Annotated in this window: 11 protein-coding genes; 2 read left to right on the forward strand and 9 right to left on the reverse strand. The window is 70.6% G+C overall.

From position 1 onward, the window contains the following. Positions 1 to 250: 250 nt before the first annotated feature. Complete coding sequence (locus ACFYW9_RS09110; protein WP_389146772.1) at positions 251 to 952, reverse strand: chaplin family protein; 702 nt, start codon at positions 950 to 952, stop codon at positions 251 to 253. A gap of 374 nt (positions 953 to 1,326) precedes the next feature. On the opposite strand from ACFYW9_RS09110, the gene ACFYW9_RS09115 reads away from it, so the two are divergent. Further along, on the forward strand, positions 1,327 to 2,730 hold the full coding sequence (locus tag ACFYW9_RS09115; protein ID WP_389146775.1) for a condensation domain-containing protein: 1,404 nt from the start codon (positions 1,327 to 1,329) through the stop codon (positions 2,728 to 2,730). A gap of 92 nt (positions 2,731 to 2,822) precedes the next feature. On the opposite strand, the gene ACFYW9_RS09120 is transcribed toward ACFYW9_RS09115, so the two are convergent. The 6 genes from ACFYW9_RS09120 to ACFYW9_RS09145 all read right to left on the reverse strand — a co-directional run bounded on the left by ACFYW9_RS09120 (position 2,823) and on the right by ACFYW9_RS09145 (position 7,714). After that, complete coding sequence (locus tag ACFYW9_RS09120; protein ID WP_389146778.1) at positions 2,823 to 3,983, reverse strand: serine hydrolase domain-containing protein; 1,161 nt, start codon at positions 3,981 to 3,983, stop codon at positions 2,823 to 2,825. A 76-nt stretch (positions 3,984 to 4,059) separates the two neighbouring features. Then, entirely contained in the window at positions 4,060 to 4,464 is a 405-nt protein-coding gene (locus tag ACFYW9_RS09125) for an organic hydroperoxide resistance protein (RefSeq protein ID WP_389147586.1), read from the reverse strand. Between the two features lie 209 nt (positions 4,465 to 4,673). After that, on the reverse strand, positions 4,674 to 5,147 hold the full coding sequence (locus tag ACFYW9_RS09130; protein ID WP_326787250.1) for a MarR family transcriptional regulator: 474 nt from the start codon (positions 5,145 to 5,147) through the stop codon (positions 4,674 to 4,676). Beyond that, positions 5,144 to 5,899: an energy-coupling factor ABC transporter ATP-binding protein gene (locus ACFYW9_RS09135; protein ID WP_389146781.1), complete on the reverse strand. Its 756-nt coding sequence runs from the start codon at positions 5,897 to 5,899 to the stop codon at positions 5,144 to 5,146. Before ACFYW9_RS09135 ends, ACFYW9_RS09130 begins: the two co-directional genes overlap by 4 nt. Then, a complete protein-coding gene (cbiQ, locus tag ACFYW9_RS09140) occupies positions 5,899 to 6,660 on the reverse strand; it encodes a cobalt ECF transporter T component CbiQ (protein WP_389146784.1) in 762 nt (253 codons plus the stop codon). Before cbiQ ends, ACFYW9_RS09135 begins: the two co-directional genes overlap by 1 nt. 1 nt (position 6,661) lies before the next feature. After that, complete coding sequence (locus ACFYW9_RS09145; RefSeq protein WP_351859768.1) at positions 6,662 to 7,714, reverse strand: energy-coupling factor ABC transporter permease; 1,053 nt, start codon at positions 7,712 to 7,714, stop codon at positions 6,662 to 6,664. 275 nt (positions 7,715 to 7,989) lie between these two features. Between ACFYW9_RS09145 and ACFYW9_RS09150 the strand changes: the two genes are divergently transcribed. After that, a complete protein-coding gene (locus tag ACFYW9_RS09150) occupies positions 7,990 to 8,346 on the forward strand; it encodes an SsgA family sporulation/cell division regulator (protein ID WP_389146788.1) in 357 nt (118 codons plus the stop codon). Between the two features lie 81 nt (positions 8,347 to 8,427). Here ACFYW9_RS09150 and ACFYW9_RS09155 read toward each other — a convergent pair whose 3' ends face one another. Both ACFYW9_RS09155 and ACFYW9_RS09160 read right to left on the reverse strand, forming a co-directional pair. Next, complete coding sequence (locus ACFYW9_RS09155) at positions 8,428 to 10,644, reverse strand: MMPL family transporter (protein ID WP_351859773.1); 2,217 nt, start codon at positions 10,642 to 10,644, stop codon at positions 8,428 to 8,430. A 185-nt stretch (positions 10,645 to 10,829) separates the two neighbouring features. Then, positions 10,830 to 11,420 (reverse strand): TetR/AcrR family transcriptional regulator, encoded by a 591-nt coding sequence (locus ACFYW9_RS09160; RefSeq protein WP_351859775.1) that lies wholly within the window; start codon positions 11,418 to 11,420, stop codon positions 10,830 to 10,832. Between the last annotated feature and the right edge of the window lie 127 nt (positions 11,421 to 11,547).

The following is an 11,547-nucleotide window of genomic DNA, read 5'->3' on the forward strand; positions in this document are numbered from 1 at the left end:
GTGTGCTGTCTCGCCCGTGCTGGTGATCGTGCCCGCCCCTGAAGACAGGCGCCCCCCGGGGGGCCCCCCCCCCCCCCCCCCGCCCCCCCGCCCCCCCCCCCCCCCCCCCCCCCCCCCCCCCCCCCCCCCCCCCCCGCCTCCGTTTTCATGAACCTTCTCGCCACCGGGCTGAGCGGACGAACGGGCGGACAGGCACCGGCATTCCCCCTGGGCCCCACCAAACAGGTTCGATGGGGCCCAGGCATCCGGGTCAGCGACTCGGGCGGAAGCGGCGGTACAGGAACGCACCCGCGAGGAGGGACGCGGCGCCGCCCGCGAGGGCCGGCACAGTCAGGTCCGCTCCTGTGCGGGCCAGCGTGGACGTCGCCGTGTCCGGGGTGTCCGGAACGGCCTCGTGCCGGGGGGCCGGGGTTCGTGACACCGGGGGCGTCGGGGCCGAGGGCTCGGGGGCCGGAGTCGTTCGGGGAACGCGCGGGTGAGAGTGGTCACCGCCGTTGACCGACTGGTTGCCGACCGCCGGGTTACCCACGCCGACCGCGTTGACGCTGTTCCCGGAAACGTTCACCGGCAGATCGACCGGGAGTTGGAGACCGTTGCCCGAGAGCAGCCCGGGCGAGTCCGTGACGCGGCCATCGGCCGAGGCTCCGCCCGACCTGTCCGATCCGTCGCCGGTTTCCGAACCGCCGGCCTTGGCCGTCTCCTTGTTCTTGCACACGTTGCCCACGGCCGGATTGAGCAGCCCCACGACGTCCACCGTGTTGCCGCAGAGGTTCAACGCCCCGGACAGGGGAACCTGGATGTTGTTCCCGGAGAGCACCCCGGGCGAATCGGCCGCCGTGGCCCCGGCGTCGGCACCGTCGGCCGCGAAGACGGCGGACGCGGGAAGAGCCACGGCCATCGCGCCGGATGCGGCGGCAACGGCGAGCACACGGTTTCGAGTAGACCGTCTCATAGAATATGCACCTTCCTGGCATCACTGCGGGCACTCACCCGCACATCTGCAAACGCCGGAAAAGCAACGGGGTTATGGCGCGCAGCCTTCCAAGTCGCTGTGCTGGGCCAAAAGACCTCAACAGACACCGTCGATCATGTGAATGTCCGCCTGGTTGCTCATTGCTCCCGTCATGACGATCACGGCGAAGAGGCAACCACGGAAGTCCCCACAGGCAGGCGCATGAACGGCCGTCGAATACGGGGGCGACGGACAGGTCACTTCACCGTTCGACGTGCCACACCTTCTGCTGATTTGCGGGCGAAACAGCAGACAGCGCTCGCACGCGACTCCACGTTGATCAAGCCTTTGTTTTCCGACAAGGAGACGCCACTGTGCGAATTTCTGATATTCAGCGCTGCGAGGTCCGGCCTGGACGGCTTGTGGAATGGGGGTTCAGCCCCGCGACCGTCGCGGCCGCGACGGCGCTGCCGACGGATCCACGGCCGCCGGCGTACATCCAGGAGTCACACATCAGAACGGCGCGGTCGGTGCGCGAGGGCGGCCTGTTCGTGCCGACCTGGCTCGGTACGGCTTTCGACCTGCCCGGCCGGGTCGACCTCGACGCGCTGGAACAGGCCCTGCGCGGCTGGACATTGCGCCACGAGACGCTGCGCAGCGGGTTCAGGTGGGTGGGCGACGAGATGCGGCGGTTCACTCTCGACCAGGACGATGTCACGCTCCACCGCGAAGTGGTGGGCGACTTCGCCGATGCGAACCTGCTGGCCGGGCATCTGCAGGACCGTTTCGACCAGGCGGCGGACGCTCTCGGCTGGCCCAACCTCCTCTACGCGGCGGTCGTCCGCGAGGACTCCACCAGCGTGTATCTGGCATTCGACCACACCAACGTCGACGCCTACTCGCTGCAGCGCATCCCGTACGAGGTACAGGAGTTGTACACGGCGCATGCCGCGGGGCGGTCCCCCGCCGCCGCACCGGTCGCGAGCTATGTGGACTTCTGCGAGCAGGAGCGGGCGAACGCGAACGCCATCGACGACACCCACGCGATCGTCGCGCGGTGGCGGGAGTTCATCGGCCGGTGCGACGGAAGGCTTCCGGAGTTCCCTGTCGATCTGGGCCTGCGGCCCGGCGACGTTCTGCCCGTCCAGAAGCTCATGCGCGAGCCGCTCGTCGATGCGGACGCGGCCGCGGCGTTCGAGACGTACTGCCGGCCCTACGGCGGCAGCCTGGTGGGCGTCCTGGCCGCAACCAGCCTGATCGTCCACGAACTCGGCGGGCAACCGGTCTACCGCACGGTCGTGCCGTTCCACACCCGGCTGAAGTCCACGTGGTCGGACTCCGTGGGCTGGTATGTCGGCGGCGCGCCGATCGAAGTACCAGCGGCACGGGACTTCGACGCCGCGCTCGCCTCGGTCCGGGCCCAGCTGCAGGCCAATCGGTCGCTGGCGCGCATTCCGCTGGCCCGGGTACTACGCCTCCTGGGCGAGGACTTCCGCCCCACATCACCCGACCTGTACTCGATCGTCTCGTATGTGGACGCCCGCCTCACTCCCGGTTCGGCCTGCTGGAGCGAACAAAAGGCGTACGGGCTGCTCCGTGTGTCGTACGGCGATCAGGTGTGCGCCTGGGTCAACCGGCTGCACGAGGGACTGTGGATCGCATGCCGCCACCCGGACACGGACATCGCTTCCAAGAACGTGCGGCTGTACATCGAGAAGCTTCGAGAGCTGATCGTCTCGGTTTGTCCCGCACCCTTTTCGACCGTCGCAGGGCGATGACGCCGGGCTGATGCCGCGGGCGGGGGCCGGGCAGGCCGTCGCGGCGGACGGGCGGCTGCCCGACGGTTCGGCGGCCTGCCGTGGTCGGGCGGTCACGCGGTGACGGCCGTCCGCACCGCCCGGACCAGCGCCTGGGCCCGCGCGTCCGCCGTCACGCTCTTGCGGAAGCCGTTGGTGACATAGCCGAACGCGATGCCCGACTCGGGGTCGGCGAAGCCGAGGGCGCCGCCGCGGCCGGGGTGGCCGAAGGAGCCCGGGGAGAGAAGCGGCGACGCTCCGCCGTGGAGCATGTAGCCGAGGCCGAACCGGGTGTTGACGACGAGGACCCGGTCCGGTCCCGCGGACCGCTCCGTCCGCGCGGCCGCCAGCGTCTCGGGCGTGAACAGCCGGACGCCGTCCACCTCCCCGATCAGCGCGGCGTAGAAGCGGGCGAGGCCGTCGGCGGTGGCGATGCCGTTCGAGGCCGGGAGGACGGCGGAGCGGTAGCCGGGATCGTTCTCGTCGGGCATCGGGGTGATCGCGGCGAAGGCGCGACGGGTGAGGCTGCCGGGGTCGGCGTACGCCTCGGAGACCGCTCGCTTGGGGCGGGTCCTGAGACCGCCCGGCGTGGCCGGTGCCTCGATCTGCGCGACCCGGCCCACCCGGCCGGCCACCGTCTCCGGAAGCCCGACCCACAGGTCGAGGTCCAGCGGCCCGGCCACCTCGTCCGCGATCCACCGGCCGAGGGTGCGCCCGGTGACGCGCCGGACCAGCTCGCCCGTCAGCCAGCTGTACGTCTGCGCGTGGTACCCGTGCTCGGCCCCCGGCTCCCATACGGGAGTCTGGGCGGCCACCGCCGCGGCCGCGAGGTCGGGATCGGCGGCCTCGGCGGGGGTGAGCGGACGGTCGAGGACGGGCACACCGGCCCGGTGCGCGAGCAGATGCCGTACGCGCGTGTGCTCCTTGCCGTGCGCCTTGTACTCGGGCCAGTAGGCGCCGACCGGCGCGTCCGGGTCGAGCTGTCCCCGCTGGGCGAGCAGCAGGAGTACGGCGGCGGCGACGCCCTTCGTCGCGGAGCGCACGATCTGCGCGGTGCCCCGCTGCCAGGGCTCGGTGCCGTCGACGTCTCGGGTGCCGCCCCACAGGTCGACGACCTTGTGCCCGTCGCGGTACACGGTGACGGCGGCGCCCCGGTCCCCCAGCGTCGCGAAGTTGGCCGCGAACGCCTCCCTGACCGGTTCGAAGCCCTCCGCCACTGTGCCGTCCACGTCCACGCCCGCGCTCCCTGTCGCCTCGCCTCTACCGGTAATGAGTGCAACACGCGTCCGCGGCCTTCGATTCCTAGGACGGCTAGCCCAGCAGGATCGTGACCTCGATGTTGCCGCGGGTGGCGTTCGAGTAGGGGCAGACCTCGTGCGCCGCGTCCACGAGCTTCGCCGCCACGTCCTCGTCGACGACGGGGAGCGAGACGCTCAGGGCGACCGCCAGTCCGTAGCCGCGCTGCTTGTTGGGGCCGATCCCGACCTTGGCCGCGACCGTGGAACCGGAGAGGTCGAGGCCGGCCCGACGGCCGACCATGACCAGCGCGTTGTGGAAGCAGGCGCTGAATCCGGCCGCGAACAACTGCTCCGGGTTCGTGCCGTTCCCGTCGCCGCCCAGCGCCGGCGGCATCGCGACCTTCAGTTCGAGGTGCCCGTCCTGACTGGTCACATAGCCGTTCCGGCCGCCGTGCGCGGTCGCCTCGGCGACATACATGATCTTCGTCGGACGGGTGTCGACAACGGCGCCGTCGGACACGGCAGGCCTCCCCCGGGGCGGGCAGCAGAAGGTGGCGCACGCATGCATCGCGCACAAGTGCATGGTGCACAAGGTACTGGCCGGTATGGAGCACGGGAAGCCTCGGGGTGCCCATTGCCGATCATGTGATCCGGCCCCGGCCCCGACAGGGTGCCGGTCCCGGTGTGTCAGCGTCCGCGTGCCGCCGCGTTCTCCGCCCGTTCGGTCAGCCGGCGCAGTTCCTCGCGCAGGCGCGTGACGTCGGCCTCGCTCAGACCGGTCGCCGTCAGCAGCGCCTGCGGCACCTCCTCCGCGCGTTCCCTGAGCACTTCGCCGCGCCCGGTCAGCGCGACGCGCACCGAGCGTTCGTCCTGCGCCGAGCGTTCACGGCGTACGAGCCCCGCCGACTCCAGCCGCTTGAGCAGCGGCGACATGGTGCCGTAGTCGAGGTGCAGGGCGGCGCCCAGTTCCTTGACCGTGGTCTCGCCGCGCTCCCACAGGACCAGCAGGACGAGGTACTGCGGGTAGGTGAGGCCGAGTTCCTCCAGCAGCGGGCGGTACGCGGCGGTCACGGCCCGCTGGGCGGCGTACAGGGCGAAGCACAGCTGGTCGTCGAGCAGCAGCGACCCGGCCGGCGGCCCGACGTCCTCTTGTTTCGTCACGCCCCCATTGTCACGGAGCGCGGGTCGAACCCGAAGGGCAGCTCCAGACGATGGGTGCGCATGAGCTCGTCGTCGGAGAGGAGATCGCCGGTCCCGCCGTCGGCGACGATCACGCCGTCGCTGAGGACGAGGGAGCGGGGGCACAGTTCGAGGGCGTACGGCAGGTCGTGGGTGACCATGAGGACCGTGACGTCCAGTGAACGCAGGATGTCCGCGAGTTCACGCCGGGAGGCGGGGTCGAGGTTGGAGGAGGGCTCGTCGAGGACGAGGATCTCCGGCTCCATCGCGAGCACCGTCGCGACGGCGACCCGGCGCCGCTGTCCGAAGGACAGGTGGTGCGGGGGACGGTCGGCGAAGGCTTCCATGCCGACGCGCTCCAGCGCCGTGCGGACGCGGGCCTCCAGCTCGGCGCCCTTGATGCCCGCGGCGGCCGGCCCGAAGGCCACGTCCTCGCGCACGGTCGGCATGAAGAGCTGGTCGTCCGGGTCCTGGAAGACGATGCCGACCCTGCGCCGGATCTCCGCCATGTGCCGCTTGCCGACCGGGAGTCCGGCGACCGTCACCGTTCCGGCGCCGCCGGTCAGGATGCCGTTGAGGTGCAGGACGAGGGTGGTCTTGCCGGCGCCGTTCGGGCCGAGCAGGGCGACGCGCTCGCCGCGTCCGATCCGGAAGTCCACGCCGAACAGGGCCTGGTGCCCGTCCGGGTAGGCGAACGCGAGGCCGGAGACCTCCAGAGAGGGTGCAGCAGACATCACAGCGTCCATCCCAACAGACATACGACAAGGGCGGCGAACGGAAGGGCGAGGGCGTACGACCACTGCGCCCGGGACGCGGTCACCTCGTCGATGACGGGCATGGAACCGGCGTACCCGCGGCTCACCATGGCCAGGTGCACGCGTTCCCCGCGTTCGTAGGAGCGGATGAACAGCGCGCCCGCCGACTTCGCGAGCACCCCCCAGTGCCGCACTCCGCTCGCCGCGAAACCGCGCGACTCCCGCGCGATCCGCATGCGCCGCATCTCGTCGGTGATGACGTCGCCGTAGCGGATCATGAAGGAGGCGATCTGGACGAGGAGCGGCGGGAGCTTCAGCCGCTGGAGGCCGAGGAGCAGTTCACGCAGTCCGGTCGTGGAGGCCAGCAGGACGGAGGCGGCGACGCCGAGGGTGCCCTTGGCGAGGACGTTCCAGGCGCCCCACAGGCCGTCGACGCTCAGGGACAGTCCCAGCACGTCCACCCGTTCGCCCTCCGCCACGAAGGGCATCAGCACGGCGAACGCGACGAACGGGATCTCGATCAGAAGCCGTCTCAGCAGGACGCCCGCCGGTACGCGGGCCCGGTGGGCGACCACGGCCAGCAGCACGGCGTACAGCGCGAACGCCCACATCGCCTCGCGCGGGGTGGAGACGACCACGACCACGAAGGCGAGGGCGGCGGCGAGTTTGGTGTGCGGCGGCAGGGCGTGCACGGGCGAGTCCGCGTGCCGGTACAGCTTGTGCGCGTGCCCCGCCCCCACCTCAGACGCCTTCCGGCACGGAGGCGGGCGAGGTGTCGGCCGTACGGCGCCTGCGGACCGTCCAGAAGACGCCGGTGCCCGCGACGACCGTGACACCGACGCCGATCACCCCGGCGAGACCGCCCGAGAGGCGGGCGTCGGAGACGTCCTTGACTCCGTATCCGGCGAGCGGCGAGCCGTCGGAGGCGTGAGCCTCCGCCTTCGCGTCGATGCCCTTGTCCTTGGCGACCTTCTCCAGGCCGTCGGGGCTCGCGGAGGCGTAGAAGCTGACGAACCCGGCGAGGACGAGGGAGGTGACCAGGCCGGTGATCCACACCGTGCGGTGCGAGGAGCGGGCCGCGACGGGGGCGGGGGCAGCCGTGGGCGTGTCGACGAGCTCCCCGTTCACCCGCAGCTTGAGGCGCTGCTGGAGGCCGCGGGCGCCGTGGACGAGGTCGGGCCGCACCGCGATGACGGCGCCGACGGTGAGCGCCGTGATCACGGCCTCGCCGATGCCGATGAGGACGTGGACGCCGACCATGGCCGTGGCGACCTTGGAGAGCGCGATGTCGGTGGTGCCGCCGACCGCGTAGACGAGGGTGAAGGCGACCGCGGCGGCCGGGACGGAGAGCAGCGCGGCGACGAAGGACGCGACGGTGACCGAGCGCCGCTTGCGGGGCAGCACCGTCACCAGGCCGCGGAAGACGGCGTACGAGACGACCGTGGTGACGATCGCCATGTCGGTGATGTTCACGCCGAGCGCGGTGAGGCCCCCGTCCGCGAAGAGAATTCCCTGCATGAGCAGGACGACGGAGACGCAGAGGACGCCGGTGAAGGGTCCGACGAGGATCGCGGCCAGGGCGCCGCCGAGCAGATGTCCGCTGGTCCCGGCGGCGACCGGGAAGTTCAGCATCTGCACGGCGAAGATGAAGGCGGCGACGAGGCCGGCGAGCGGCGCGGTCCGTTCGTCGAGCTCACGGCGGGCACCTCGCAGGCTCACGGCGACGGCGCCTGCGGCGACCACGCCCGTGACCGCGGAGACCGGGGCATTGATGAATCCGTCAGGTACATGCACGGTCCGATGATAATCCCTTGTTGCGAACGACTTGCAAGAGCGGGGAAGCATGAACAGCTTGCGGCAGGCAGGCGTACGGGAGCGGTTCGCGGGCGCGGAAGGCGTGAACCTCCCGCGGATGCGACCACCGCGCACATGGACGCGCCACGATCGGGCAGGCGTTCCGGAGGGAAGCCGCGGACGGCCGGAGAGCGGTTTCCGCCAGATGTGCGACATTGGAATGGTGACGGAATTCACATATTCCGCACAGGTCACGCAGCGTAAGGAGTCGGTTCATGCACGCCGTCGAGCAGTACGCCCGCGCTCATATCGTGACGGACACCGCCGACTCCGCCGACGACGAACACCGGGCCGTCCCGGTGGCCCTCCGGTACGACCCGGAGACGGACCCCCGCCAGGTGCGCGTCACGCTGCCCGGCCCTCACGAGTGGATCTTCGAGCGCGAGCTCCTGGAACGGGGGCTGCGCGTCCCCGTCGACAACGGCGACGTACGCATCTGGCCGTGCGGCCGCGTCCAGGCCGTCCTGGAGTTCCACTCGGCGCATGGAGTGGCGGTCGTGCAGCTCGACACGAAGGCTCTCATACGCTTCCTCCGCCGTACGTACACGGCCGCCACACCCGTGGCGCACTGAGGAACGGCACGTACGCGAGAGACCTCGCCGAGGTGTCGGCGAGGTCTCTCGGGTGAACGGTCCGGCCGCGGGGGCCGAGGATCAGACGCCGACCAGCTTCCGGTCGTCGTCCCCTTCGCGCGCCTTCTCGTCGAGCGCGCGCAGGCCCTCGCCCTCGACATCGACGTTCGGCAGCACGCGGTCCAGCCACTTCGGCAGCCACCAGGCCCGCTTGCCGAGCAGCGCGAGCACCGCCGGGACGAGTGCCATCCGGACGACGAACGCGTCGAAGAAGACGGCGATGGCCAGACCGAAGCCGATCATCTTGATCATCGACTCACTGGAGCCGATGAACCCGGAGAACACGGCGATCATGATGACGGCGGCGGCCGTGACGACCCGGGCGCCGTGCTTGAACCCGGTCACGATCGCCTGGCCGGGCTTCTCGCCGTGGACGAAGGCCTCCCGCATCCGCGTCACGAGGAACACCTCGTAGTCCATGGCCAGACCGAAGACGACACCCACCATGAAGATCGGCATCATCGACATGATCGGGCCGGTCTCCTCGACGCCCATCAGGCCGGACAGCCAGCCCCACTGGAACACCGCGACGACCGCGCCGAGGGCCGCCATCACGCTGAGCAGGAAGCCGAGCGCCGCCTTCAGCGGGACGAGGATCGAGCGGAACACCACGATCAGCAGCAGGAAGGCGAGGCCGACCACGAGCGCGAGATACGGGATCAGCGCGTCGTTGAGCTTCTGCGAGAAGTCGATGTTCATGGCCGTGGAGCCGGTGACGAGCACCGTGGCGTCCGTCTCGGCCTTGATGTCGCCGCCCGCGCCGCGGATGGTGTGGACGAGGTCCTCGGTCGTGACGGAGGACGGCTTCGAGTCGGGGATCACCGTGATCATCGCGGTGTCCCCGGCCTTGTTGGGGGCCGCCGGGCTGACGCTCACGACACCCTTGAGGTCCGCGATCTCGTCGTGCACCGTGCTGAACGCCGTCTTGGGCGCGTCGCTCGCCTTGGCGTCGACGACGACCATCAACGGGCCGTTGAAACCGGGACCGAAGCCCTCGGAGAGCAGGTCGTAGGCGCGGCGCTGGGTGGTGGACACCGGCTGCGAGCCGTCGTCGGGCAGGCCGAGCTGGAGCGAGGCCGCCGGGACCGCGGCGGCGCCGAGGCCGACCACGCCGAGCAGCAGCACCGCGAGCGGGCGGCGGACGACGAAGCTCGCCCAGCGCGTACCCATGTTGGGCTTGCCCGCCTTCTTCGCGGCACGCCCGCCGCCGAGCAGCTTGCTCTTCTGGCCGGCCGGCTGGACCCTGCGGCCCACGTAGCCGAGCAGCGCGGGAACCATCGTCAGGGCGATGAGGACGGCGATGGCGACCGTGCCCGCCGCGGCGACACCCATCTTCGTCAGCATCGGGATGTTGACGACCGACAGGCCGACCAGCGCGATCACGACGGTCAGTCCCGCGAAGACCACGGCCGAGCCCGCCGTACCGACGGCCCGTCCGGCCGCCTCCTCGCGCTCTCGGCCCTCGGCCAGCTCGGCCCGGTAGCGGGAGACGATGAAGAGGGCGTAGTCGATGCCGACCGCCAGGCCGATCATCATCGCGAGGGTGGACGTGGTGGAGCCGAGGTCGAGCACGCTGGCGAGCGCGGTGATCGTCGAGACGCCGATGCCGACGCCGACCAGCGCGGTCAGCAGCGGCAGTCCGGCCGCGATGAGCGAACCGAAGGTGATGACGAGGACGACCGCGGCGATCGCGATGCCGATGACCTCGGAAGAACCGGTCTCGGGCGTCGCCTGGAGCGCGTCACCGCCCACCTCGACGGTCAGCCCGGAGTGCCGCGCGTCCTCCGCGGCCGCCTTCAGGGCGTCCTTCGAGGCGTCCTTCAGCTCCATGCCGGAGACGTCGTACTTCACCGAGGCGTAGGCGACCGTCCCGTCCTTGCTCACGGCGTGGGCCTTGAACGGGTCGGCGACGGAGGTGACCTCGGAACCGGTGCCGAGCACCTTGACGGCCTGCTCGACCGTCGCCTTGTTGTCCTTGTCCGCCATCTTCTCGCCGGCGGGCGCCTTGAAGACGACCCGTGCGGTCGCTCCGTCGGCGCTCATTCCGGGGAAGCGGCTCTCCAGCAGGTCGAAGGCCTTCTGCGCCTCGGTGCCGGGGATCGAGAAGGAGGACGATCCCGCGACGGGCGCGGAGGCGGCGCCGACACCCGCGAGCGTCAGCAGAGCCACCCATATCAGGGCGGCGAAGTGCCGTCGCCGGAAGGCGAGTCGGCCGAGTTTGTAGAGGAATGTGGCCACGAGGGCGTACTCCCGGTCAGGTCGTGGAAGGGCAGGGGCTGGCGTGATCACCCGAGTGGGGGCAGGGGGGATCAGCCCGGCGACGTGAGCGGCGCGTCAGGTGCGACTACAGGGATCTGCGGAGGTGGATCACTGCGGGGATCCACGGGGGGGGGTGGAACAGGGGAGGGGTCAGGAGTGGGACGTCAGGCGCCGAGAGCGGGGAGGACCACGGCGTCGACATACGAATGCAGGAAAGCCTGCGTCGGCGGGAGTTCGTCGATCATGGTGCGGGCCGCGAAGGCGCCGATGAGCATGTGCATCACGTACTCCATCGCGGGGTTGTCCGCTCGGATCTCACCTCGGTCGACACCGCGCCGGAGCACCCGGCGCAGCTCTTCCAACTCCGGCTCGATCAGCCATTCCCGGAACGCCTTCAGCAGATCCGGGTTCCCGTGCGCCGCCATGGCCAGACCCCGCATCAGCGCGGAGTCCTGCTCCATCTGGCAGTCGTCCTGCCGGAGGGCCAGTGCGTGGAAGTCGCCCCGCAGGCTCCCGGTGTCCATGTCGGAGGACTTCAGCGGTTTCTGGTGCCGCAGGGCTTTCACGACGAGCTCGGCCTTGCCGCCCCACTGGCGGTAGAGGGTGGCCTTGCTGGAACGGGTACGGGCCGCGACGGCGTCCATCGTGAGGGCGTCGTAGCCGACCTCACGAAGCAGGTCGAGCACGGCCGTGTACAGCTCGGCCTCGCGCTCGGGCGTGATCCGACTGCGGCGCACCGTTGCGGCTTCAGCCATCCCACTCACCTCTCCCGCTTCGAACGACACGGATTCGTATGTCCTTGAAGATACCCCCCGACATCAGCGAAACGAAACTGTTTCGTACGTGTGCTGGGTCACGCCGGGATGGGGCACGTCCGGAGGC

The organism is Streptomyces sp. NPDC002698 (assembly GCF_042888945.1).
Taxonomy (GTDB): Bacteria; Actinomycetota; Actinomycetes; order Streptomycetales; family Streptomycetaceae; genus Streptomyces.